At 58.1% G+C, this 25,657-nt stretch carries 22 protein-coding genes; 12 read left to right on the forward strand and 10 right to left on the reverse strand.

The window, feature by feature from the left end; genetic code table 11:
- Positions 1–226 precede the first annotated feature (226 nt).
- Together ACFQY0_RS03495 and ACFQY0_RS03500 are read right to left on the reverse strand one after the other, a co-directional pair.
- A complete protein-coding gene (locus ACFQY0_RS03495) occupies positions 227–574 on the reverse strand; it encodes a DUF2288 family protein (protein WP_379709134.1) in 348 nt (115 codons plus the stop codon).
- 317 nt (positions 575–891) lie between these two features.
- Entirely contained in the window at positions 892–1,884 is a 993-nt protein-coding gene (locus ACFQY0_RS03500) for a glycosyltransferase (protein ID WP_379709136.1), read from the reverse strand.
- Between the two features lie 161 nt (positions 1,885–2,045).
- Between ACFQY0_RS03500 and ACFQY0_RS03505 the strand changes: the two genes are divergently transcribed.
- From ACFQY0_RS03505 to ACFQY0_RS03555, 11 genes are all read left to right on the forward strand, one after another.
- A complete protein-coding gene (locus ACFQY0_RS03505) occupies positions 2,046–2,828 on the forward strand; it encodes a transporter family protein (protein ID WP_379709138.1) in 783 nt (260 codons plus the stop codon).
- Between the two features lie 57 nt (positions 2,829–2,885).
- On the forward strand, positions 2,886–4,151 hold the full coding sequence (locus ACFQY0_RS03510) for a flavohemoglobin expression-modulating QEGLA motif protein (protein WP_379709140.1): 1,266 nt from the start codon (positions 2,886–2,888) through the stop codon (positions 4,149–4,151).
- Positions 4,152–4,300: 149 nt separating this feature from the next.
- On the forward strand, positions 4,301–5,545 hold the full coding sequence (locus tag ACFQY0_RS03515) for an ATP-dependent 6-phosphofructokinase (RefSeq protein WP_379709403.1): 1,245 nt from the start codon (positions 4,301–4,303) through the stop codon (positions 5,543–5,545).
- Between the two features lie 24 nt (positions 5,546–5,569).
- Positions 5,570–7,015, forward strand: coding sequence for a pyruvate kinase (pyk, locus tag ACFQY0_RS03520; protein ID WP_379709142.1), 1,446 nt, complete (start codon positions 5,570–5,572; stop codon positions 7,013–7,015).
- A gap of 3 nt (positions 7,016–7,018) precedes the next feature.
- On the forward strand, positions 7,019–8,035 hold the full coding sequence (locus ACFQY0_RS03525; RefSeq protein ID WP_379709144.1) for a 2-hydroxyacid dehydrogenase: 1,017 nt from the start codon (positions 7,019–7,021) through the stop codon (positions 8,033–8,035).
- On the forward strand, positions 8,032–10,155 hold the full coding sequence (glgX, locus tag ACFQY0_RS03530; RefSeq protein WP_379709146.1) for a glycogen debranching protein GlgX: 2,124 nt from the start codon (positions 8,032–8,034) through the stop codon (positions 10,153–10,155). Before ACFQY0_RS03525 ends, glgX begins: the two co-directional genes overlap by 4 nt.
- Positions 10,152–10,883 (forward strand): LOG family protein, encoded by a 732-nt coding sequence (locus tag ACFQY0_RS03535; protein WP_379709148.1) that lies wholly within the window; start codon positions 10,152–10,154, stop codon positions 10,881–10,883. The genes glgX and ACFQY0_RS03535 overlap by 4 nt, the downstream gene beginning before the upstream one ends.
- 9 nt (positions 10,884–10,892) lie before the next feature.
- Complete coding sequence (locus tag ACFQY0_RS03540) at positions 10,893–11,738, forward strand: bile acid:sodium symporter family protein (RefSeq protein ID WP_379709150.1); 846 nt, start codon at positions 10,893–10,895, stop codon at positions 11,736–11,738.
- Between the two features lie 20 nt (positions 11,739–11,758).
- The gene (locus ACFQY0_RS03545) at positions 11,759–14,227 is read left to right on the forward strand and encodes a glycogen/starch/alpha-glucan phosphorylase (protein WP_379709152.1); all 2,469 of its coding nucleotides are present in this window, start codon (positions 11,759–11,761) and stop codon (positions 14,225–14,227) included.
- 258 nt (positions 14,228–14,485) lie between these two features.
- Positions 14,486–14,866, forward strand: a complete 381-nt coding sequence (locus ACFQY0_RS03550) for a DUF3302 domain-containing protein (protein WP_379709154.1) — start codon at positions 14,486–14,488, stop codon at positions 14,864–14,866.
- 20 nt (positions 14,867–14,886) lie between these two features.
- A complete protein-coding gene (locus ACFQY0_RS03555; RefSeq protein WP_379709156.1) occupies positions 14,887–16,026 on the forward strand; it encodes an HlyD family secretion protein in 1,140 nt (379 codons plus the stop codon).
- Positions 16,027–16,413: 387 nt separating this feature from the next.
- On the opposite strand, the gene ACFQY0_RS03560 is transcribed toward ACFQY0_RS03555, so the two are convergent.
- The 4 genes from ACFQY0_RS03560 to ACFQY0_RS03575 form a co-directional block, all read right to left on the reverse strand.
- Positions 16,414–17,862, reverse strand: coding sequence for an efflux transporter outer membrane subunit (locus ACFQY0_RS03560; RefSeq protein WP_379709158.1), 1,449 nt, complete (start codon positions 17,860–17,862; stop codon positions 16,414–16,416).
- A gap of 248 nt (positions 17,863–18,110) precedes the next feature.
- Positions 18,111–18,500, reverse strand: coding sequence for a hypothetical protein (locus ACFQY0_RS03565; RefSeq protein ID WP_379709160.1), 390 nt, complete (start codon positions 18,498–18,500; stop codon positions 18,111–18,113).
- A gap of 183 nt (positions 18,501–18,683) precedes the next feature.
- Positions 18,684–19,316 carry a response regulator transcription factor gene (locus ACFQY0_RS03570; RefSeq protein ID WP_379709162.1) on the reverse strand — a complete coding sequence of 211 codons (633 nt, stop codon included), beginning with the start codon at positions 19,314–19,316 and terminating at the stop codon, positions 18,684–18,686.
- Between the two features lie 67 nt (positions 19,317–19,383).
- A complete protein-coding gene (locus tag ACFQY0_RS03575) occupies positions 19,384–20,949 on the reverse strand; it encodes a tetratricopeptide repeat protein (protein ID WP_379709164.1) in 1,566 nt (521 codons plus the stop codon).
- On the opposite strand from ACFQY0_RS03575, the gene ACFQY0_RS03580 reads away from it, so the two are divergent.
- Positions 20,948–21,163: a hypothetical protein gene (locus tag ACFQY0_RS03580; protein ID WP_379709166.1), complete on the forward strand. Its 216-nt coding sequence runs from the start codon at positions 20,948–20,950 to the stop codon at positions 21,161–21,163. The genes ACFQY0_RS03575 and ACFQY0_RS03580 overlap by 2 nt on opposite strands.
- 266 nt (positions 21,164–21,429) lie before the next feature.
- Here ACFQY0_RS03580 and ACFQY0_RS03585 read toward each other — a convergent pair whose 3' ends face one another.
- The 4 genes from ACFQY0_RS03585 to ACFQY0_RS03600 all read right to left on the reverse strand — a co-directional run bounded on the left by ACFQY0_RS03585 (position 21,430) and on the right by ACFQY0_RS03600 (position 25,655).
- Positions 21,430–22,329 (reverse strand): YybH family protein, encoded by a 900-nt coding sequence (locus ACFQY0_RS03585; protein WP_379709168.1) that lies wholly within the window; start codon positions 22,327–22,329, stop codon positions 21,430–21,432.
- 218 nt (positions 22,330–22,547) lie between these two features.
- Positions 22,548–24,725 (reverse strand): ATP-binding protein, encoded by a 2,178-nt coding sequence (locus ACFQY0_RS03590; RefSeq protein WP_379709170.1) that lies wholly within the window; start codon positions 24,723–24,725, stop codon positions 22,548–22,550.
- A 283-nt stretch (positions 24,726–25,008) separates the two neighbouring features.
- Positions 25,009–25,266, reverse strand: coding sequence for a hypothetical protein (locus ACFQY0_RS03595; protein WP_379709172.1), 258 nt, complete (start codon positions 25,264–25,266; stop codon positions 25,009–25,011).
- Positions 25,267–25,292: 26 nt separating this feature from the next.
- Entirely contained in the window at positions 25,293–25,655 is a 363-nt protein-coding gene (locus ACFQY0_RS03600; protein ID WP_379709174.1) for a hypothetical protein, read from the reverse strand.
- Positions 25,656–25,657 lie beyond the last annotated feature (2 nt).

The raw sequence follows: 25,657 nt of genomic DNA on the forward strand, positions 1-25,657 counted from the left end.
CACACACTTCCTTGTCTCCATAGACTGTTCCCGCTAACCGGGTTTCAGATTGTCGTCGGATCCCATTGAATCCACCCGCCAACACTCCAAGACATATTTTGCCAGAGGTGTAAACCGGCAGCCCAAATGACAGGGAATCCACAGCAGGGCGACAACAATCGAAGAAATCTAGGCCATCCGCACGTCACTTGCTGCCGGGAATGCCCGGTTGATCCGTCAGAAGTCCCTAGCCCACAGGTCGGCAGAGAACGAAGGGCGAAACAACCAGTGCTTCGAAAACCGTCTCGCTCCCCTCCCATTGAGCCGCATGAAGAGAGGCAATCTTCACGATGTCTCCGGTTTTCATCCAATCCTTCACCCGACCCAGTTCGTCGGCGGCAATGGCCGCTCCGACATGCTGGAGAGGTAGCGAAGGATCGACAAAAAACAGCACGCCCGATTGGTAATGCGGGCGCAAGTAACTCCAGTTCACCTCCCCCGTGAACTTCTCCAGCTTTTCTTCGTTGGTCGAGGTGTCCTTGCCCAGCAGCGCATACTTCATGGGCTCTGAGTTGGATTGATCTTGCGAACTCATGGTGGAGTTCTAGTGGCATTACGAAGGTCTTCCAAGTGCAAGCGAAATTCACCTCGGGGGCGAAATTTCAGTGCCTCAAATAGTTTGCCAAGTCGGCCGTCAGGATTAGGATTCCTACGACTGCTGTGTGCGTCCATTCAGGCAACGTGCCCGGACCACTCTATTAATTATGGGGCATTAAGCCTATTTCGCCATGGTCACGCCTTTTCAGGAAGACCGGAAACGAGAAGGCCGCCCCGCTTGTTGAGACACAGGAACGTGGCTCACTTAGCCTGGGACGGCACGGCGGTCGTCTTTCCCCTTAGCCTCAGGGAGGATCAGCAGACGGCCCAGTAGTTCTCGCCGTCCCGACGACCCGCCGCGAGGGCCATGCCTCGAACGGTAGATCGCGCGCCTCGGAGTCCCACCGCGCCCAACATCACGCATGAGCGCCATCGCGAAGGCATCTGGTCGACGGAGGCCACTTCGGCGCCATGAATCCACTGACCCACTCGTGCCGGACTGACATCGAAAAAGCCCTTCACTTCAACGTCTTCATCCTGGAGATGAAGTGCCAGGCTCTTACCGATCGGTCCCGCGCCCGCAATGACCACCCCGTGCTCGGCGACACCGTCGAGCTTTCTCAGATGGTGCGCCCGCATCCGGCTTCGGGCCTCCGGTCCGTAGCGAGGGTCCCGACGAGTCAGCCTGTCCGGCGAATCCCTCCATTTCAAAAGTCGTTCCTCCACTCGCACAAATTGGCAACCCTCAGAGAAAAGGCGCAGCCAGAGATCGTGATCCTCCGCCCAGGATGTCTCGTGGTAGCCCCCCACTCGTCTCATCCAATCCATCCGAACCATCGCGGTCGGGTTTATCACCGGACATTCGACGAAGCGTGATCGGGACATGGCATCGTGATCTGTTAGTTGGTTGGCCCAGGCGACATAGCGGCGCATGCCGTCGCCCTGGGAATCGATCAACTCCACTCCGCAAGTGATCACGACGCTCCCACTTTTTGCGGCCTGGAGCTGCCGACCAATTCTCCCCGGCATCGCCAGATCATCGGCGTCCATCCGCGCGAACCACTCCCCGCTGGCCTGACCCAGTCCGCTTGCCGAGGCTCCCACGACACCGGCCGAAGCACCGTTGCGGATCACGCGGAGCCGCGGATCCCTGATACCCGTCAGGCATGCTGCGGATCCATCGCTCGAGCCATCATCGACCGCAATCAGTTCAAGATCCCGGAACTCCTGATCGAGAATGCTTCTGGCCGCTTGCTCGATGGTCTCCGCTGCGTTGCGAAAAGGAAGCACCACAGAGACAGTCGGCATGCCTTCATCAAGAGTGCGTGCCGCACCATTGACAACCCATCATAGCGCCATGTCTAAAAGGAGCAGCGCAGATTCCAGAGTCTTGACGAGAGGCCGAATTCCCCACCATACATAGGGAGCATATTGCCCTTGATGACTTCAGCAACCCCGTGAAAATCTCCATGAAAACCCCGCACACGCTACTGTTAGGTGCCCTCTTCACTCTCCCCTGCATGACATGGGCCGAGGAGACACCAGGCCAATTGTTCGAACACGTGCCTCAGCGTGCCTGGCTTGAAAACTACGATCCCACGCTCATTGGCAGCCGTACCTTTTCGGAGTTCATCTTCGAGAGTTTCGACGATGACATCGATACCTTCAAGATCGAGAACACCATCCGCTGGGGAATCCCCGTTGGTGATGACCTTGCCGCCGGTTTCCAGGTGATGATTCCAGTAAAGTGGTATGATTCCCCTGCATCCGACAATTTCGGTCTCGGCAATATCGAATCACGTGCCGGCCTCGTCGGCCGCTTCTCTCAGAACCTTCGCTGGGGCGCAGGAGTCAATGCGGAGTTCGACAGCGCTTCGGATGACAACCTCGGAGGTGGAGCCTTCATTCTCCGTCCGACCGCCGTGCTCAGCTGGGATGTATCGAAACGGGTAAATCTCGGCATGAACATCGAATACAATTTCACGCCGTTCTCCGAAGGCCCCGACGACGTCAGCACCCTGGAGCTAAAGTTCCCGGTCGCCTTCAAGATCAACGAATGCTGGAGTGGATTTGTAAGCTACAAGCCGAGCTGGCTCTTTCTCGACGAAGACGAACGCCATCTGCTTGAATCCGGAGTCACCCGTGTCTTCGGTGCCCGGGAACAGTATGCCCTGTCCATTGTCGGTGAGATCCCACTCGTTTCCGAAGACTACCACTTCAAGCTCGCGGCTGGCTTCGGCTGGTATTTCTAGCAGCCATCTGCCTGGCAATCACCATTTCAGAACCACTGGACCACTTATCCTAACAATATGAACGAGTCGAAAATCCGCGAGTTGGACAAGGCGCTCATCGAAGCGTCGAAGGGCATCCGTGTGCTCAAAGCCCTTGCCTGGCCCGCCGGCACCGAGGCCGATTTCATCAAAGGCTGGTCCTGCGGGAATCCACGGCTCCCGGACGTCCAGATCCAAGGTCCGAACCTCTCATCTAACATCGAGGCACTTGATGCGATCGCGGCCCAGGCTGATCCCGGACACCCGGTCGGAATATTCCTCCGCGAAACGGCGATGAGTTACGCGGATGCCGGACGGATGCTGGAGTCTGTCGGAACACCCGACTTCACCCGCTACTCGATCCAGATTTACGGTCGGCCCGATCGACAGTATAAGAATCAGCAGGTTAGTCCGGTCGATGGCGCGAAATTCTTCCTTAGCGTGACGGATGACCTGCTGGGAAATCCTCAGTTTCCGACGACTGTCGCGAAAATTTCCGATGAAGATTTCGCCAAGTGGCTGAGAGCCGAAATGGACGAGTTTTTTACCGACGACGAGGTCAAGGTTGTTCTCGATCCTGATATGTCGTCCAAGGCACTTGCCGGCTCGAAGAGGATCCGCCTGCGCGCAGGAGCCGTGTTTTCCCAGTTGGACAAGGATCAACTGCTTCATCACGAGGCCTTCGTTCATACGGCGACCCAGCTCAATGGGAAAAAGCAGAAGAATTTGCGTTCGCTCGGACTCGGTGCTCCCCGCACCACCCGGACCCAGGAAGGGATTGCGGTGCTCGCCGAACTCATCACGGGATCGATTGACATCTCGAGATTGCGCCGCGTCGCACTGCGCGTGATTGCCGTTACGATGGCACTTGAAGGAGCCGATTTCATCGAGGTTTTCCGTTTCTTCCTCGATGCCGGACAAACGGTCGAGGAATCCGTCCGATCCACGCAGCGAATCTTCCGAAGTGGCGATGTTCATGGCGGAATCGTGTTCACCAAGGACGCCGTTTATCTGCAGGGTTTGATCGAGGTTCACACGTTCATGCGTCTGGCGATTCGCGACAACCGATCGAATCTGATTCACAGCCTCTTTGCCGGGAGGCTGACGCTCGCGGATTCCCTTCGGCTCGACCGCATGTTTGAGAGCGGTTGGCTGATCCAACCAGCCTACATCCCCGGCTGGGCGTCGGACAGTATGCGGCTCGCGGCAATGATGGCCTACTCGGCCTTCATGACGAACATCCAGATCGACAACCTGAAACTCGAGAGAGCGATCGAATTCGAGGAAGAGCTTCGCATGGCTTGAGGGATCATCGATCCATGGGATCATCGATCCATGGCACCGATTTCTGATTTTCACATTCACTATTTTATTCAATAACTCGTCGATGATCGGCTCGCTCAGGGACCTCTTACACTAAAGTTCAATAGACAGCCCGATCATCGCAGAGAACGATCGAAACAATGGTTACACCTTCACTCGGCGATTCACGAATTCGTTCCGGTCTTAGGCACACGGTAAGCGACGATTCCCGCATTCCCGAGCACATCGAGGGAGATCCCGGCATGCTTTTCGAGGCTGCCGGACCGCGGGACCTGCTCTATTTCAACCCCAAGGAGACCGTTGCCGCGATCGTCACCTGCGGCGGTCTCTGTCCGGGCCTGAACAATGTGATCCGTTCGCTGTTTTTTGAGCTCTACTACGGCTACGGCGTCACCGAAGTTTTCGGATTCCGTGGCGGCTACGGCGGGCTCGATCCTGCCTGCGGCATACCTCCGGTGAAGATCACCCCCGGCTACGTCGATGGCATCCACCGCCAGGGCGGCACAATCCTCGGCACGTCGCGCGGACCGGTCGACATCGCGCGCGCGGTCGATCACTTGATCGAACGGGGCATCAACATCCTTTTCACCGTCGGCGGCGACGGCACCCAGCGCGGCGCCAACGATATCTATCAGGAGGCCAGGAAACGCGGCCATCCGCTATCGGTCGTCGGCGTGCCTAAGACGATCGACAACGACGTCGGCTTCGTCTCGCGGACCTTCGGCTTCGTCACCGCCGTCGAGGAAGCCGTGCGGGTGCTCGACTGTGCCCACACCGAGGCCCGCAGCACGCCTGGAGGCATCGCGCTGGTCAAGTTGATGGGCCGTCACGCCGGGTTCATCACAGCCGGGGCCACGGTTGCCAGCCAGGACGTCAATTTTGCCCTCATCCCGGAAGTCCCCTTCTCACTCGAGGCCTTTCTATCCTCGCTGGAAAAGCGGATGCGCTACAAGTCCCACGCGGTGATCGCGGTGGCAGAAGGTGCCGGCCAGGAATTGTTGGAAGCCGATGCATCAAAACGTGACGCCTCCGGCAACCTCAAGCTCGGTGACATCGGACACTACCTCCGCGGTGAAATTGAGCGGCACTTCAAGGAAAAGGACATCCCGGTCGTGATGCGCTACTTCGACCCGAGCTACCAGGTCCGCAGCCGGCCAGCCAACTGCCAGGACTCGTTGCTCTGCGACCTCTTCGCCCGCAATGCCGTGCACGCCGCGATGGCCGGCAAGACCGGGGTGGTTATCGGTCTCCTTCACGAACGCTTCATTCACGTTCCCATCGAGTTGCTAAAAGGTCACGAAAAGCGGGTCGACCCGAACAGCGGATGGTGGCGCTCTGTGCTCGCCACCACCGGCCAGCCCGATCCATTCGTCTAACCCCGAAACCCCTCACTATTTCCCATGCGCCTACCACCTAACAAGACCAGGATCGTTGCCACCATCGGTCCCGCCTCCGATGATCCCGCCATGCTCGAGCGCCTTCTTCTGGCGGGGGTGAATGTAGCGCGGCTCAACTTTTCCCACGGCGACTTCAGTGATCACAAGGACCGCATTGCCCGCATCCGCGCGGCGGAGGAAGCGACCGGCATCCGCGTCACCATCATGGCCGATCTGCCCGGCCCGAAGATGCGTATCGGCCAGATCGCGGAGGAACCGATCAACCTCGCCGCCGACGATCCGTTCACTCTAACAACCGAAGAGATCATCGGTGACGCCCGTCGCGTTTCAATGAGCTTTGAAGCCTTGCCGAAAGTGGTCAAAAACGGTGACCGGCTGTTTCTCAACGATGGCCTCGTACAATTGATCGTCGAAAGCGTCGACGGCAGCGAAGTCCACTGCAAGACCGTCGTCGGTGGCGAGCTCCGTTCGAAAAAGGGCCTCAACCTTCCCGGCATCGACCTCGGCATCAGCGCCTTCACCGAGCATGACCGCAGCTGCCTCGAATTCGCGCTCGCCAACGGCGTGGATGCCGTCAGCCAGTCCTTTGTCGAACGCGCCTCGGACATCGAAGCCGTGCGCGATGCGGCGCGCTCATTTGGCAGGATTCCCTTCATCATCGCCAAGATCGAGCGTATCGATGCCTTGAAAAACTTTGACGAAATCCTCGCCGCCACCGACGGAATCATGGTCGCGCGCGGTGACCTCGGCGTCGAGGTTCCAATCGAGGACATGGCGCTGATTCAGAAGAAGCTCATCGCTGGTGCCAACGCGGCCGGCAAGCCGGTCATCACCGCCACCCAGATGCTGGAGTCGATGACCTACAGCCGCTTGCCGACGCGCGCCGAGGCGACCGACGTCGCCAACGCGATTCTCGACGGGACCGACTGCATCATGCTTTCAGGCGAGTCGGCGATGGGAAAATTCCCCGAAGAATCCGTGCGCATGCTTTCCCGTATCGCCACCAGTGCCGAATCCCATCGCGACAAGGAACGGGCCGGCGAGGAAGTCGCCCCGCACAAGCTATCGGAGTTGACCAACGCCGACGAGACCATCGCCGCAGTCGTTCAGTATTCGATCGATGTTGCGCCTGCCTCGGCAGTCTTTGTGCCAACCTATTCCGGCACCACCCCACGTCATATTTCCCGCTACAAGCCAAGGATTTGGATTGTCGCCATCACCCGCGATCCTGCCGTCTGCCGGGGGCTTCACTTTTCCTACGGTGTGCGTGCCATTCAAGCCGATGAAGATCCGGAAGATTGGAAGGAGTTCGCCGACCAATGGCTGCGTGAGCATGACCTGCCTCGACAACTCGTCATCCTGATGGCCGGCCCCTCCGCACGAAACCCTGATGCAAACTACCGGGTCGAGTTTCTACGACTCGCAAAAGAGACTTCTACAGAATTCTAAGCCATGCTGCGCACCGTTGTCTACGATACCAAACCCTACGATCGCGAGGCTTTGCAAGCTGCGTCGGAGGACGCTTCAATCGAATGGCAGTTCATGGATTGCCGTCTGTCGATCGATACCGCCGCCACTGCCGCCGATGCGGGTGCGGTGTGTGTTTTTGTCAATGATCGCGTCGACCGGGCCTGCCTCGAGGCGCTCGCGGAATCGGGCGTCAAACACATTGCGCTGCGCTGTGCGGGATTCAATGCGGTTGACCTCGATGCTGCGAAGGATCTGGGACTCGCTGTCACCCGTGTGCCGGCCTACTCGCCGCATGCCGTCGCCGAACATGCCGTCGCATTGCTGCTCGCGCTCAACCGCAAGATCCCACGCGCCAACAATCGGGTGCGCGAATTGAATTTCGCGCTCAATGGCCTGGTGGGTTTCGATCTCCACGGCAAGACCGCCGGGATCTTCGGCACCGGGAAGATCGGCCGAATCACCGCTCAGATCCTGCGCGGCTTCGGAATGCGCGTGCTGGCCTACGACCCCTTTCCTTCCGAGGATTGGGCGACCGAACATGGCATCGAATACACCGATGCGCAAAGCCTTGCCCGTGAATGCGAGGTGATCTCCCTGCACACTCCGCTCACGCCGGAAACCCGTCATATTATCCGCCGCGAAACGATCGAGCTGATGAAGCCGGGAACGATCGTGATCAACGTCAGCCGCGGAGCCTTAATCGATACCAAGGCCCTGATCGAAGCACTCAAGACCGGCCAGCTTGGTGGCGTCGGGCTCGACGTCTACGAAGAGGAGGAAGGGGTCTTCTTCGAAGACCTCTCCGGCCAGATCCTTCACGACGACGACCTTGCGCGTCTGCTTACTTTCCCCAATGTCCTGATCACCGCGCACCAGGCGTTTCTAACAAGGGAAGCACTCGGCGAGATCGCCCGCGTCACGGTCGCCAATCTCACGGCCGGTGCTGCCGGCGAGCCATTTCTCCCGGACACCGCATTGGTCGACCTTTTGACTTCATGACTACCGCCCCTCCGCCCCCCTCGAATGCCGCCGTGTGGCCGGGTCAGCCCGCACCGCTCGGCGCGACTTTCGACGGTCGTGGCGTGAATTTCGCGCTCTTTTCCGATCGCGCGAGCAAGGTCGAACTCTGTTTGTTTGATTCACCCGATTCGGGCGTCGAATCGCACTGCATCGAGCTTCCGGAGAAGACCGACCACGTCTGGCACGGCTACCTGCCGGAAGTTCGTCCGGGGCAGATCTATGGCTATCGTGTCCACGGACCCCACGATCCTGAACGCGGTCACCTTTTCAACCCCCGGAAAGTTCTACTGGACCCCTATGCCAAGTCCATCGCCCGCGATGTACGATGGTCATCGGAGATCGAGGACGGCGGAAGCGACAGTGCCGCCTCCGCGCCGCTCGCCCGCGTGGCAGACACCGAATTCGCATGGCACGGCGACCGGCTACTGAGGACGCCGTGGCACGAAACTGTGGTCTATGAACTGCACGTCAAAGGTTTCACCCAACAGCACCCCGGGGTGCCTGAGAATCTTCGTGGCAGCTACGCCGGTCTCGGCTCAACAGCCGCCACCGACTACCTGCGCGAACTGGGTGTGACCGCGGTCGAGTTGCTGCCGATCCACTACCGCATCGACGAAGCCCACCTGCGGGCCCAGGGCAAGACGAACTACTGGGGTTACAACACGCTCGGCTATTTCGCGCCCGATCCCCGCTACGCCGCCAGCGGGCCGGAAGGTGCGGTTGCGGAGTTTCAGGAAATGGTTCGGGCGCTTCACGCGGCGAACATCGAAGTCATCCTCGACGTTGTCTACAACCATACTGGCGAAGGTGGAAGCGGCGGACCGATGCTCTCCTTTCGCGGGATCGACAATGCCTCCTACTATCGTTTGGCAGACGACCGCAGGCACTACATCGATTTCACCGGCTGCGGCAATTCGCTCAATGTCGCCCACCCGCGCACCCTTCAGCTGATCATGGACTCGCTGCGCCACTGGGTGCTCGAGATGCATGTCGATGGTTTTCGCTTCGACCTGGCCAGTGCGCTGGCTCGCGAGCTTTGGGAAGTCGACAAGCTCGGCGCCTTCTTCGACATCATCCATCAGGACCCGGTGCTATCTCAGGTGAAACTGATCGCCGAGCCCTGGGACCTCGGCCCCAACGGCTATCAGGTCGGCAATTTCCCGGTGCTGTGGACCGAGTGGAACGGCAAGTATCGCGACTGCGTGCGACGCTTCTGGAAAGGAAGTGGCGGCTCGGTCGGTGAGTTTGCCTCGCGTATCGCCGGCAGCAGTGACCTCTACGCCCACAGCGGCCGACGTCCGAGCGCCAGCCTCAATTTCATCACCGCACACGACGGCTTCACCCTGCGTGATCTCGTCAGCTACAACGAAAAGCACAACGAGTCCAACGGCGAGGAGAACCGCGACGGCTGCAATGACAACGACAGTTGGAACTGTGGTGTCGAAGGTCCGAGCGACGACCCCGAGGTCTGTGAGTTGCGGCTGCGCCAGCAGCGGAATTTCCTCACCACCCTGATCCTCTCTCAAGGCGTGCCGATGATTACCGCCGGCGACGAGTTCGGACGTAGTCAGCAGGGCAACAACAATGCCTACTGTCAGGACTCGCCGCTGACCTGGCTCGACTGGGATCTCGATCTCGATCAGCGTCATCTGTTAGGTTTCAGCAAGCTTCTGTTAGAGCTTCGCAAGACTCAGCCGGTCTTCCGGCGGCGGCGCTTTTTCCACGGTCGGGCGATCCATGGACCGGACATCAAGGATCTCTACTGGATTCACCCGGATGGGCACGAGATGACGGATGCCGATTGGCAGTGCGACCGCGCCCGCTGTCTCGGGATGGTGCTGCCGGGCGACCAGATCGCGGAAACCGATGAATGCGGTGGACGGGTTACGGGGGACTCCTTCCTGCTGCTCTTCAACGCCCATCATGAGGTTCAGGACTTTCGACTCGGAACTCGCCGCAAAGACCTCCGTTGGGTGACGATTTTCGATACCGCCAACGCGGCCTCCCGAGGTCTCGAGTATCCGCACATGTCAGACTATCCCATGCAGCCTCGCTCCCTTGCAGTGCTCCGCGCGCTTTTTACCGAACCCACGCCATGAACAAAAAACCTGAATCATTCGGACAATCCAACATCGTACCACTCAGTGATGAGGACGCTGCCACCGAGGTCATCGAGAACGCCGTCACCGGTCTTTGGAATGCGGTGAACGAACTCACCCGGCTCCGCCGTAGCTCACGCCAAAACTACCGTGTCACCATCTTCGGCTCGGCCCGCCTGCAACCCGGCACTGAAGCCTACGAACAGGTCAAGAAGCTCGCCGCCGGTCTCACCGAAATGGGCTGCGACATCATCAGCGGCGGTGGCCCCGGACTGATGCAAGCGGCGAACGAGGGCGCCCAGTCCATCGATCCTGAGGCCCTCGATCGCTCAGTCGGCATCCGCATTGATCTGCCTTTTGAGCAATCCCTCAATCCCTTTGTCGGTAAGGCCTACGGTCATGGCACCTTTTTCTCACGCCTGCACCATTTCATGATCGCATCGGATGCGTTCATCGTCGTTCCGGGTGGCATCGGCTCACTGCTGGAATTGTCGCTCGCCTGGCAGCTGCTCCAGGTCGGACAGATGCATAACACACCACTGATCCTTGTCGGCAAGATGTGGGAGGGATTGGTTGATTGGAGCCGCGAGTGGATGCTTCAGGAAGGCAGCGAACTCGCCAGTCCGGAGGACTTTGATATCCCGCATCCCGCTGCCAACATTGATGAGGCCATCACGATGATCCGCGAGAGTCGTAATGCCTGGCTCGCTACTCAGAAGATTTCCTAACAAAAGCTGATGAGTCCCTACCTCCACTACCTCGAAAAGTTCTCCATGCTCGGGTTTCTGACCTGCAGCATGACGGCGACCGGGCTGGTGATTGAGGTGGGTTCGCTGCTTGCTCCCTTGCGCGACAAGCGCTTCCTCACCCTCGCCCTCGGCCTGAACTTCCTGCTCTCCCCAGCCCTGGCCTGGGGCTTGGCGCGGTTGTTTCATCTCGATCCCGGCTTGACGGCCGGGTTCCTCTTGGTCGCTTGTGCCGCAGGTGCACCGTTTCTTCCAAAACTCGTCGCCCTCGCCCGCGCCGACCTGTCCTGTGGTGTCGCCCTCATGACCCTGCTCACCATGGGCACCATTCTCTTCCTGCCACTTGCCCTGCCGGGACTGATCGAGGGCTTTCACGCGGATGCCTGGGAAATTGCCCGACCGATGTTGCTGTGGATTTTGGGACCGCTTCTCGTCGGCATGTTGTTGCGTCACTATCGTCCGACCCTGGCAGCAAGGATTTCACTTCCATTGGACAAATCCGGAAGCCTCTTTCTGCTGGTTTGCTTCGTCATTCTTGTGGCGACGAACCTGAAGGCCATGCTCGGCCTGTTAGGGAGTGGCGCCCTGCTGGCCGCGGCGCTCCATGCGAGTCTTCTCTTTTTTTCGGCGTGGCTGCTCAGCACTCACGCCACGGATCAGCGCGCGATTCTTGGTCTGGGGAGCGCCGCCCGCAACTTCGGTGCCGCGCTAGTTCCTGCCGCCACCAGCCTGCGCGACCCGCATGTGCTGGTCATGATCGTGGCCAGCGCCATCGTCGGCAGCATCATCTCCTTCACCGCGGCGAATTGGGTGAAACGCCGCATCCTCTTACCCTGAATCCTCTAACTTCAAACAACATGAAATCCAAATCCCCCAATACTTCCCTTCGCACCGGCACCAAGGCAGCGGAGATTCGCCAGGCCTTCCTTGACCATCTGACTTGCTCGCTCGGACGACTTCCCGCCTACGCCAGCGCTCACGACCACTATCTCGCGCTGGCCCTGACCGTGCGGGATCATGTCGTCCATCTGGGAGTCTCGAGCTTTGGCGGAAAAGAGTCCAAGCCCCAGCGCCGGGTGGCCTACCTGTCCGCCGAGTTTCTGCCGGGTCCGCATCTCGCCAACCATTTGCTCAACCTCGGCCTGAGCGAAACCGCCCGCAAGGCGCTCGCTTCGCTCGACATCGATCTCGATGCCGTGCTCGAGCAGGAGGAGGAGCCAGGGCTCGGAAATGGCGGACTCGGCCGGCTGGCATCCTGTTACCTCGACTCGCTGGCCACCGTCGGCGTGCAGTCGATCGGCTACGGCATCCGCTATGAATTCGGCATCTTCGACCAGCAGATCCGCGACGGATGGCAGGTCGAGATCACTGACAAATGGCTCCACGGTGGAAATCCCTGGGAGATTCACCGTCCCGGCGCCGCGCGCGACGTGGGTTTTGGTGGTCACACCGAAAGTTGGACCGACGATTTTGGGCGGCATCGCGTCCGCTGGCTGCCTGCCATCACCGTTCGTGGGGAGGCTTACGACACCCCGATCTCGGGTTACAACTCTGACCACATCGCTCTGATGCGGCTGTGGAAATCGGAAGCCACCGAGTCGTTCGACTTTGAGGCATTCAACCACGGCAACTACGATCGGGCCGTTGAACAAAAAGTCGATTCGGAGAATCTCAGTAAAGTTCTCTATCCGAACGACTCCTTCCGCCACGGCAAGGAACTCCGGCTCAAGCAGCAGTTCTTCTTCAGCTCCTGTTCGCTGCAGGACATGCTGCGGATTCTCGAGATGCAGGGTGCGGGGCCGGAGAACTTTCACGAGCACTGGGCGGTCCAGTTGAACGACACGCACCCGGCCGTCGCCGTTGCCGAGTTGATGCGCTTGCTCATCGATGTCCATCTGCTCGCCTGGGATCAGGCATGGGAGATTACCCGTGCGACTTTCTCCTACACCAACCACACCTTGTTGCCGGAGGCTTTGGAAAAGTGGCCGATCGATCTTTTTGGCGAACTTCTCCCACGCCATCTCGAGATCATCCTCGAGATCAATGCCCGCTTCCTTGACGAAGTGCGCGCTGCATTTCCCGGAGAGGACTGGCGGATCGCGAGACTTTCCATCATTGACGAAAATGGACCGCGCTACGTGAGGATGGCCCACCTCGCCTGTGTCGGCAGCCACACCGTCAACGGAGTCGCGGAGCTTCACTCCGAGCTCGTCAAGCAGACGGTGCTCGCTGATTTCGCTGAGATATGGCCGGAGAAGTTCACCAACGTCACCAACGGCGTGACCCCGCGGCGCTTTGTAGCCCTCGCCAACCCGGGTCTCAGCACCCTCCTTTCCAAGGCCGCAGGCAAAACCTGGCCTGGCAAGCTTTCGAAACTTTCGAAGCTCGAAGCCTTGGCGGACGATGCTGAATTCCGTGCCAAATGGCGCCAAGTGAAGCTCGCCAACAAAAGTCGCCTGGCCGAGCTCATCACCGAACGCACTGGAATCCTGACCGACCCGACATCTCTCTTCGATGTTCAGGTCAAGCGGATCCACGAGTACAAGCGTCAGCACCTCAACCTGCTCCACATCCTCAGCCTCTACCTGAAGATCAAGCGGGACCCCACGGCCGATATCCCCGCCCGAACTTTCATCTTCGGCGGCAAAGCCGCACCCGGTTACTTCCTCGCCAAACAGATCATCCGTATCTCCACGGCCGCGGGAGAACTCATCAATGACGACCCGGACATTGCGGGGCGGCTCAAGGTGGTGTTTTTTCCCGACTTCAACGTCCGCAACGCGCAGTATGTCTATCCGGCTGCCGACCTTTCCGAGCAGATCTCGATGGCCGGAATGGAGGCATCCGGCACCGGAAACATGAAGATGTCTCTGAACGGAGCTCTCACCATCGGCACCCTCGACGGTGCCAACGTTGAGATTCGCGAGGCTGTCGGAGAAGAGAACTTCTTTCTCTTCGGCCTGACGGCTGATGAAGTGAGCGAGGTCGAGGTCTGCGGCCATCACCCCCGCCAGCACTACGAATCCGACACCGAGCTTCGCGAAACGATCGACTTTATCGCAAGTGGTGCCCTTGGGGGGGGCAGCGGTCTGTTCCAACCGCTGATTGCCAACCTGCTTGAGCACGATCCCTACCTCGTACTGGCGGATTTCCGTGCTTACGGCGAAGCCCAGCAACGGGTTAGCGAACTTTGGACCAACCCGGAAGACTGGGCCCGCGCTTCGATCCTCAACACCGCCCGCATGGGCAAGTTCTCCTCCGACCGCTCCATCCGCGAATATTGCCAACGGATCTGGAAGGTGAAACCCGGCAAACCGTCAGAATGATCAGTACCATGTCCCGAGCGAGACATAATCGTTAGGATGGGTGAACCGCCTGAGATGTCTACCGTGGACGGAGGCATTCGCGCCCTATTTTTTGAGCTTTTTCCCATCACTATCTCGAGGGCGATTCCATCCTGAAATACGCTTTACCTTGCTCGGCATTGGGTCTACCAACGCCCATAGGTTTTTGGAGGTCGCCATCTCGAACAGGACCGCGCTCCAAAGCCCCTGAAGGCAAAGCCAACACCGCCGCCGCCCAACATGATTGATACACTTTCGATATTCGCGCTCATCATGCTCATTTTTGTCGTCCTCGTGGTGGCATACGCGATGATCATCATTCACGACATTCCCTATCACATTGCCGTCAAGCGGAACCACCCGCACCAGGATGCCATCCACTATGGTGGTTGGATCAGCCTGTTTACCTTGCACGCCATCTGGCCTTTCCTGTGGATCTGGGCGACCCTATACCGAGAAGACAGAGGTTACGGTTTCGGGGGGGGTGGCACACCTGATCCCCAGCTGAAATCAAAGGTGAAGGAATTGGAAGAACGCCTTGCCAAGCTGGAGTCGGGAGGTGACGTAGCAACCGCGCCAGTAGATGATGGCAAGTCCGGTTCAGACGAACAAAGCAACTGAATCATACCTGACACACCTCCATGGATCTTCTTCTCGTTCTTTGTTACGCTGGCATCTGTCTGGCCATCTTTAAAATCTTCAAGATTCCGGTCACGGGTATTTCAGTGCTGACGGCCGTTCTGGGTGGCGTCTTCCTGATTGGCTTCCTGCTGCTCGGAATGAACTACAACCACCCCTTTTCGAGCAGTGCCCGACTTTACTATTACACGACTCCGATCAATCCCGTAGTAGGTGGTCGCGTGGTCGATGCGCCTGCCAAAGCCGGGGTTGAGGTCAAAAAGGGAGATGTGCTCTTCAAGATCGATCCCACCCGCTTTCAAGCAGTGGTGGATCAAAAGAAGGCCGGACTTGCGGAGGCAAAACAGTCGGCAGAACAGCTGATCGCCGTTCGTGAAACCGCCGAAGCGCAACTCGAAGAAGCTGAAGCCGATGCGGAACGCCAATTTGAAGCCTTCAAACGTGTCGAAACACTCGCACTCAAAGGCACAGGTGCCGTCGCTCAACAAGAAGTCGACACCAAGCGGGGACTCTACCTCACGGCCAAGGCGGCCGTTGAAGCTGCAAAATCGGAATTGAATCGTGCGCGACTTGCCGAAACTTCGGAGATCAACGGAGTCAATACCACTGTGGCCCGACTCGAGGGAGAGCTCGCAGCTGCCCAATACGATCTGGACCAGACGGTCGTCCGAGCCCCCACCGATGGCGTGGTGGAGCAGTCCTTCCTTCGAGAAGGCATGATGGCCGTGCCCCTGCCTTTGAGGCCGGTGATGGTCTTCAGACACACGGAAAAGCCGGTATTTGCGGCGGCATTCCTGCAGAACTCAGCACAACGTTTGATTCCTGATTCCGAAGTCGAAGTCGTATTTCCAGCAGTCCCCGGACGGGTTTTCAAAGGCAAGCTGGTGCGGATTCAGGAAGCCATCGCCCAAGGCCAGTTGCAACCATCTGGAGCCATCATTGATCCTGAAAGCATTCACGGCGAAGGCCGGGTTCTTGCCGTCATCGAGCTTGATAAAGACCTTGGAGATTTCACACTCGTTCCCGGAACCACGGGAGTCGTGGCAGTTTACACTCACCACATGCACCATCTGGGGATGATTCGCAAGGTGCTGATTCGGATGGGATCTTGGACCAACTACATCTTCAGCGACGGCCACTAAGCCAAGAACCACGTGCAGTGACGGCTCTCTGGTCGTTTCCTTATCAGACCGATCCCTTCTGGAATGATGGGTTGGGAGAGGATGAAGCCTCAGCCTGAGGGGCTCGGCAACTAGGTAAGAGCGAGGCTAGCGCTTCGCTCCACTGACAGAAAGCGTCCGGGGCTTTCTTATGCCGCCTCTCGAATCTTCTGCCGTCCCGGATCTTCTTCCAATTCTCAGCCGTTTGTTTGCGAGCCCGGTGAGCGGTCATCTCACCTTTCAAACTCGATCGTTTTGGCAGGTCCCGCGCCCGATCAAAACGAGATGCTATGGGGAGAATCGGGAACGTTCGAGAACCCGAGCCCTCGCATCGGAATCTCTCGCCAAGGTTAGTGGAGACCTGTACGATTACAGTCCGGCTTTTGCTGACGAGATGGACTTTGGGGACCAACCGCCGCCGAGGCTTCGGTAAAGGGCGACCACGGAGAGATATTGATTGGCGCGGTAGCGGGCCAGATTAAGCTCCGCAGGATAGAGCTCCAATTTGGTGTCGAGGATCTCGAAGTAACTGGAACTACCGGCGGTATAGCGATCGGTCGCCAGATCCACTGCATCCTTGAGAGATGAGATGGCACGTTCCTGTTCAACCCGTGCTTCAGCCGATTTCTGACGGGAGATGAGGGAGTCGGAAACCTCCCCAAGCGCTACCAGCACCGCTTTCTCGTGGGTAAGTCGTGCCTCATCCCATTCGGCACGAACCTGTGCCTCACGGGCTACGCGTCGGCCTCCATCAAATATCGGACCCGAGATATCGGCGGCAATCGACCAGACACCACCGCTCGAATCCACTAGATTGGAAAGATCAGGGCTGATGCGCCCGGCGACGGATGTGAGCCCGATTTTGGGATAGTATTCGGCGATTGCGACACCGATCTCTGCATTGGCAGCACGAAGGAGTTGTTCCGTAGCGCGGATGTCAGGGCGGCGACGAATCAAGGCGGTCGGCAGCCCCGGAGGAAGCACCCGCAGCAGATCGGAGCCATCTCCTAGACCAGAACTTCGCTTCACAGGACCCGGCCCCTTGCCAACGAGAACTGAAATGAGGTTCTCCTTCTGGGCGATCAAGCGTTCGATGTCAGGCACCGTCGCCGCGGCCTGTGAAGCCGCAGCTTGAGCTCGTGCGGTTTCCAAACTGGAGGAAAGTCCCCCCTCGACCCGAGTTTGAAACAGATCGAAACTTTCCTGGAAGGAGTCTCGAGTGCTCAACGAGATCTCCTTCTGGAGATCTAACTCCAGAAGCTCGTAATATGTCTGCGCAATATCTCCGATCAGGGACACAATGACGCCACGACGGGCCTCGTCGGTGGCGAGATAGCGGGCAAGCTCGGCTTCATTGAGCCGCCGAATCCTGCCCCAGAAATCGATTTCCCAAGCGGCGTTTACCAGACCAACAGCATCGCTCTTGGTATCACCATCTTGAAAGAAAGCACCTCCCCCGCTCTGGTTTCGGCCAGTGCTCAGTCCGCCGGAATAGCCGACGCTAGGAAGTGCGAGCGAGCGGGTTTGGTTTGCAATCTGGCGTGCCTGTTCGACGCGGCTAACGGCGATCGCCAAGTCCTTATTGTTAGCGAGTCCATCGTGAATCAGAGCTTGAAGGCTGGAATCGCGATAGACCTTCCACCATGGCAAATCGGCAATCGACTCTGCACTTGCACTGACATCCCCCCGGTAGCTTCCCGGCATGATGATGTCGGGACTTGAAAATTCAGGACCCACGGTACACGCGGCAAGGAATGCGGTCGCAAACAGGCTGAGAGAGCGTGAGCTGAAGGCGGATCTAAGGGGATTCCGGTCCATAAGTGATTTCAAAATGATAGCGCATGACGAGCCTCCGACATAGCCTCGATGGCAACGCTCCCTCCCGGTCGGCAGCCACCCCATCGGAAGGGAGCCGACAAATGAAGTCGAGTCAGAACAGCGATTTTATCGGTCCTTTTCAAGTTTCTCAGATATCGCTGGAGTTCAGCTCGACCAGGAAGTCTCAGCTGAACGACTTTTTTACCAAGACCACCTGAAGAGTTCAGCTTCGATCCTGCCGAATGGACTTAGGCGTCCTCCTCGGTAATCTCCTTTAACTCCTCGTCGACTTCGGCATCATCGTCGATACAGTCGGGCTTCTCACTGATGACCTTGACCTTGCTGGACAGGCTATCCATGAGGGTGACCACCTCCACTTTGGTCCCGAAGAGGAACTCCTTGCGACGCTCTTCCACGGGCAGGCGGATGAACCAATGGGTGCCAAGCCAAGCACCTGACTTCCCCAGCACATATTCGGCAGGTCGCATCGCCGGATCACCGGGTTCGTAGCCGCTCTGCATGATGATGTAGGGGCCATTCTGATCCCGGTCGGGGAACTCTGATGCGGAGTGATGCTTTGCCAGGCCGACAAGACGACAGGCGGAAAAATGGTTGGATAGTCTTTTGGCGAGGCTCATGGGATCAAAGGGTTGCTTTCTCTCGGTTGGTTTTCCGGAGCCAAGTCCCCCGGACGGCCGGAGTGTCTTTGATTTCCACGATTTCCTCAAGCTCTACGGCAGTCGAACTCGAGTTTTTTCCACTCTGGTTCGAGGCCGGCTTCACTGCTGCCTGGCTGCGCACATTCCGTCGATTGCTTCCAATCACGCCTCAGTGAGGGAGATGCTCTTCATCATGGTGATCCGATCCGCGATTCGAACGAGATCGACGAGCGACTCCGCGGCCATTTTTGTCATCACCCGCCCGCGATGGACTTTCACGGTCTGTTCGCGGGCTCCCAACTCGGCAGCAATGATTTTGTTGGGTTTGCCTGCAACCACGGCCGCCATGACTTCCTTTTCCCGCGGGGTGAGTTGGTTGAAACGTGCGTTGGCCTGATTGGTTTTCTCTCGAATCTTGCGAGTCGAACTTGCTTCATCAACTGCCTGCTTAATGGCTCTCAACAATTCAGAGTCGTCCACGGGCTTGGTAAGGAAATCCACAGCACCGGATTTCACCGCTTGCACGGTCATCGGAATGTCGCCGTGACCGGTGAGGAACACGATTGGGACCATCGCCCCAGAGCGATTCAACAATCGCTGGAGCTCCAAGCCATCAATGCCCGGCATGGCAATATCCAACAGCAGACACTCCACCTCTCCAGCGAGGCAGGAATCGAGGAAATCGGCCGCGCTGCCAAAAGCCCGGACCTCGTATCCTTCACTTCTCAGAAGACGAGAAAGGGCCTCACGCACCCATGAATCATCATCGACCAAATGTATGATGGTCTGTTCCATTGCTAGAATCTCGTCGATCAATCGTCAAAGACGTGCCCACAACTGGGACCAGTTGTGGGCAGGACAATCATGCCTTCTTGAAGTCCAACCCAGGATCACCTGAAGGACCTCCGATAATTAGGAACTTCATGGTCGAGTCGTCTTCGAGAGAAATCGAGCAGACCATCTGGGAGTCTTCGACATTCATGACCAATAGGTCTTTGTCGTTGATTCCCCAAGTGCCCTTGAGATCATGGGTTTCGCCATCGCCCGTGAAGCTCCAAAGGAAGCTACCGTCTTCCTCAAGCTTGAAGGTGACCTTTCCGCCCGAGGCGTCGGACGTCCAAGTGCCAACCAACTTCTCCTTGGGAACAGGGTCAGGTTTCGGTGGAGGCTGGGTTTCAGACTCGCCGTTGTCGGGAATCGAATCCTTCGTCAGGTCGCGCATCTGCCTGGCCACGCCATCTTCCGGCTGGAGTTTCGCCGTATCCGCAAATTGCTCGTAAGCCTTATCCATATGACCACAGACCAGGTAGTGATACGCCAGGAGGAAGTGGCCCTCCGCCTTGTCGGGAGTGGCTTTTACCCACGATTCGAGCTTGCGGAGCTGTTCGTCATAGACTGTGGAACTGCTATAGAAGCCAACCATGGTATCCCAGCTCCATCCCGGTCCGGAAGCCAGCACCGGGTTGAGCACTGCTGCGGCTTCTCCATAGCGTCCGAGTGCGAAGAGAATCAGCGCACGGTATTCGTGAAGGGTGATGTCATCGGGTGTCGAAGCAATCGCCTCGTCACAGGATTTCAGGGCAGATGGATAGTCGCCCTTCTTAAAGGCATCGCGTGAAGTATCCACGGCGTCACTCGCCTTTTCTTCGGCGCTTGCCAAAGCCTGCTCGTCACCTGGTGGTGCCGATTCCGAAGCGCTGACCGACATGGGCTGGGTATAGACAACCGTTGTGTTCTCGACCGGAGGAGCCTGGGATGCGTAAGGATTATGGTAGGAATCATAGCCCATGTCGAAGATCATGCTGCCCAAGCTCCAGGCAGCGATGCCCCACATGAATCCCTTTCCGAAATCATCGTCATCGTCCCACCACCAGCAGCTGTTCCAGTAGTGGTGATTCCAACCGTGACCCCAATGACCGTGGTGCCATCCGTGCCAATGACCGGCACCCCACCAAGGATGACCGCCCCAGTGGTGCGGGCCTCCAGCGAAGTTATTGTTCCGGCGGAAGTTGTTATCGATATCGATGTTGGTAAACCGGTTGTTGCCCCCGCCCCAGATTCCGCGGTCTCCCCCCCATTTATCTCCGTCCCAACCACCAGGACCACCGGGACCACCGGGACCACCGATACCGCCAATCCCTCCAACACCGCCGATTCCACCAATCGCGCCTATGCCACCGGCGATACCTACACCACCGATACCGCCAATGCCACCGGGTCTTCCAGGTTTGCCGATGCCTCCCGGCTTACCAGGTCCACCGATCCCTCCAGGTTTACCAGGACCGCCAACACCGCCAATACCGCCGGGCTTGCCATCGCCGATTCCGCCAGGCCTTCCATCACCAATTCCTCCCGGTTTTCCATCACCGATCCCACCAGGTTTTCCAGGACGGTCGCCTCCGCCCGGCCGATCTGGGTAGCCCACCATGCCAGGGAGAGTGGAAGGTTTTGCTCCGCCGGGGCGTGAGGTGTTAGGACCGCTGGGACGGGACCCCGAATCACCGATACCTGGTCGAGGAGCAGGAGTCGTCGAAGGCCTTGTTGCCGGCTTGATCGCAGGCTTGGTGCTGGGTCGAGCTGCCGGCTTCGTGGCAGGACGGGCAGGAGTCGACGGTCTTGCAGGAGTCGACGGGCGTGTCTGAGGACGTTGCACTTGAGAACCCGTGGCCGGACTACGGCGGGCACTGCTTCCACTGCTCCTCGAGGGACTGCGGGCTGGAGCCCTCGATGCACCTCCACCACCCCGAGCCGATGCGCCGCCGCCCCCGCGGGCGCCGCCGCCACCACCTCCTCGTGCGCCTCGGGCTTCTGCCTCGGCGGTCACAAAGGAAAGGCCGATGATGATCACAAGAACCCAGTTGTATCTGGAGGGTCTGGAAGTTTTCATATATCTTGGGACTTAAGGGGCTTATTCAATACCGGGTTCTGGGGTCTGGCGAACTACCCTCAGCTTCAAGTCTTCCTGTTTCACTCCATCGATGAGACGCGCTGAGGAATTCCAAAGGAAGCGGTCCTTGCCTTCGAAGGCGAGAGTTTGATTGGCGCTGGTGATCTCTCCATCTGCGGTGGTCCCTTCGGTTCGGATAAGCCAATCCGTCTCTCCCACAGGTGTCCAATCACCGCGGGAAAAGCCTCCACCGTCATCGAAGGCCCACCAGGTAATGGTCTCGTTGGCGGGGTCCCAAGCAATACGCAGAGTCGTCTTAAGCGGCTTAGCATCGGCTGCAGTGACGAGCATCTCTCCAATTAAATAGTTTCCGGAATCATCCCAGCCGAAGGCAAGGTCGAGACGCACTCCATCTCGAGTGGCGGTCCAATCTCCCTTGATCTGTCGCGCCAAGGAGCCAAGCCGGCCGGCGCTATCTGAGGTATCACTTCGATCGCGACTGCTAGCGATTCGCCAAAAACCATCTTCACTCTTCTGGAGAACCGCGGTGTAGCTCATGGAAGTGGCCACGGAGTCATCACCAGGAGCGGTGGCGTGCACGGTCCCATCCTCGATCGCCAGATCCTTCCCAACGAATCGGACAGAGTCAACTTCAAGGGCGATCTGTGGTGCGTCCGGGAGAGCAAACAGCGCCTCGTAACGCGCTTGGATCTCAGCGCGCCCACTGGTGACTTCGTGAGCATCGCGATCCAAAATTTCACCATTTTCGGTGAAGAGTTCAGCAATACTCTTGGCATCCTTCTTATTGTAGGCGGCAACGAAGGTTTCGGCTGCCTTCTTCAAGCCTCCGATCTCGGAAGTGGTCTCCTCACTCTTCAGACCTGGGGTGAAAGCGAGCACCAACACAAGCGCGGCGGACATTTCGGAATTCATGGCTGAATGACTCTTGGAATTTCAATACCGGACAAGCAGCGAGCATTTCAATACTCCTGTTTGATTCGATAGGATCCAAGAGGAAAACGAGCTCTGATAAAAGAAAAACTTTGAAAGAAACTCCGAAAGGTCGGGATGATTCCAGTTATCTAACGATGTTATTCATCGTCCTGCAGAAAGCCTTCGACCAGAGTTAGGCAAAAACACTAGGAAGTGATTGGAACTTCAAAGAAGAATTGCGCCCCACCCTGGGGGTGATCTTCCGCTCTGAGCCGTCCCCCATGCGCCGTGGCGATCGAGCGGCAGATCGCGAGCCCCATTCCCAGGCCTTCGGGTTTGGTGGTAAAGAACGGATCAAAAAGCTTTTCCACGTTATCCGGTAGTCCACAGCCGATATCCCTGACCGCCACGCGCACATGACCCGCCTCGACCGAAGTTGTTATGAACAAGTGTCTTGAGTCCAAGGTTGTTTTGGACATCGCATCAGCAGCATTGAGCACTAAGTTAAGAATCACCTGCTGAAGTTGCACCGGATCGCCCTTCACCAACGGAAGAGCCTCGGCCGAATTGCGGGTCACGGTCACCCTGCGACTTGTAAGATCGGCCTGAGTGAGCCGGATCACGTCGCCGACAATCTCGTTGAAGTTCACCGGTAGACGCTTCGTTTCCCCCCGTTTGAGAAGGGATCGCAGCCGCTGGATCACATCGATCGCTCTGCGGACCTCCGCCACAATGTCCGCGAGAATGAGTTTCACTTCCACAAGGTCCACTGATGGACGCTTCAGGAAGCGCTGGGCCGCCTGCGTATTCGTCAGAATACTGGTGAGCGGTTGGTTGACCTCATGGGCAATTGCTCCTGACAACTCGCTGAGGCTTGTGACGCGGTTGATGTGGGCGAGTTCATCGTGATGGCGCCGCGCCTCCCTTTCCATCTCCCGATGGCTCGAGATGTCGGTGATCACGCTCAGCATCAAACGGCCCTCCACACTGTCAACAAACGCGGTTCCAATCTTCACAGGAAACTCACTTCCATCCTTTCTAACCGCTGCCAGCTCGTAGCCCTCCCCCTCTGGCAAGGTCCCTGGAGAACCCCGTTCATCCGCAGTCATGACAAGGGTGTCACCGCGACGAGAAGGGAAAAGATCGTCAAGCGATCGGCTGAGAAGGTCCCCTGGCGCATACCCGAACATCTCGGCTGAGCGTTTGCTGGCTAACAGAATTTTCCCACCTGCATCGGCCAGTACGACGCCGTTCGGAGATGCCTCGACAACCAGACGAAAGCGCTCCTGCATCTGACGGCGTTCACTCACGTCGATCGAAACGCCGCGCATCTGTATCGGTTTCCCACTGTTACTGAACTCGATCCTTCCACAGGCTTCGATCCAGCGGACCCCATGACTCTCATCTTCGACCCGGAAGTCGGCTTGAAAGTCTCCATCGCCGAGAAGTGCCGCATCCACCGCCCGGTGAACGGCATCTCGATCATCGGGATGGAGGGCGGAGATGAAGGTCTCGAGATCCATGATCGAGCTTTCCGCCCTTCCTTTGCTACCCATCTCGGCAGTGGGTAGCCACATTCGGTCTTGGACGATATCCCAGTGCCAAAAGGTGATTCGGGCCGCTTCCGCCGCGAGTTTCATGCTATCAGCATGCTCCCGCAGCTTTTCCGCAAGGTTTCCCGCCCGTAGTAGATCCCGACTCATGTCCCAGGCCATTGCCGAAACCACGATAAGGAACGGGGTGCTGATCAAGTAGGGCATCGACACCACACCGCGGTGAATCAAAACCCCTTGGAGTAGGCCCGCCGAAACGAAGATCGCGACACTTCCACCGATGAGTCGCGCTCTCTGTCGTGAATCGCTATCGCCCTTCCTCCATAATCGCAGAGAAGCATCCAGAACAAAAATCAGCAGTAGCAGAGTGGAAATTTCGCCAAACCTCGTGCGTTCACTGAAGATCGCCTCTGCGGTCATTGCCGTGCCGCCCAGAAAGGGAACGGGATTCAGCCCGGTGACAAGCTCGTGGTTCAAGTTTGGATCAACCAGGAAATTCAGCAGCAAGGCAAAGCCGCGACTTCCGATGACCGCCCAGCCCAACCATTTTCTAGCAGTGCCGAAGGAATCCGTGACAAAACTGACAATTCCAAGGAACGCCAAGAAGATCGGCACGTGAATCCACCGGGTTGCCAACGCAAACTCATCCGGTGTCGAGGCCAGCATCATCCCCAACTCCCCGGCTGCAATCCCGGCATTCGAGAGCATCACCAGAGCCAGCCCGGAATTGGCTCTAGCCTGCCGGTTGTGCAACCGCACCATCAAATGGACCACGGCCAGGCACAGGCAGGCTCCGGCGATCATCGGCCAGATGATGGAGATCGGGTTCATAGGCCTTCAATGCTCCCCCACCCGGTGCCTCTTTCGAAGACCACCTCTTCGAACCGTCTGGCAGGATCCCTCAACCGCCATTGAAAAAAGAAGTCTGACGACTTACTCATCACTTCGATTGCCGGGGACCCGGCGCAGCAGCGCGATCGTAGGGATTGAGTCACCCGCATGGATAAACATGCTAACATCCCTTGGGAAAATCCCGACTCCAGGTCACGAAGCCCAGCTGTCCGTGATGTTGGCATGCTGGATCCCGAGGTCGACGGAGAGCGGGATGATTCGATCAGTCGACCGCCCCCTTTACCGCATCAACCGCACTTCTTTTGGCTTTGTTGATCGGCTGAACGCCTTTCTGAATGGTTTTTCCGGTCTCCTCAACCAAGTGCTCGCCAGCACTCTCATTCGCTTCCTGCTCGGCACTCTCCTCACGCGCCATTCGCTGGCTACCTTCGTCGACTCCCTTGAAAATCAGTGCTCCACAGCCGCTTAGTGCGGGAACCAGGGCGATTGCCCATACCGTTTGGATTTGATGCCGTTTCATAATTTGTTCGTTTCCTTTCGCTAATCCTATCTCCGGCCGCCAAGACCGCCGCCGCCGCCTCGCATACCGCCGCCACCTGCACCACCGAAGCCACCTGCTCCGCCGCCCTGGTAAGGGGTCGCAGTGGGTGGACTGGCAATCGGGTGGCTCGGGCGAGCCGGACCATCGGGACCCCCCGGTCCGCCGGGACCGTCGGGCCGGTTGTTAGGCGGAAGCACGATTATGTCCGGATCATCGTAGTAGCCGCCATAATACCACGGGTCATAGAAACCGCTCGAATAGTAGCCGGAATAACTGCTGCTGTAGCCTGAGGTTTCACAACTGTTGCTAGAGCCAAGCATCAAGGCGAGAACGGCTGCTGCGGAAAGTCTTTTATTGAAGGATTTCATGT

Source organism: Haloferula chungangensis, assembly GCF_042664875.1.
Lineage (GTDB): Bacteria > Verrucomicrobiota > Verrucomicrobiia > Verrucomicrobiales > Akkermansiaceae > Haloferula > Haloferula chungangensis.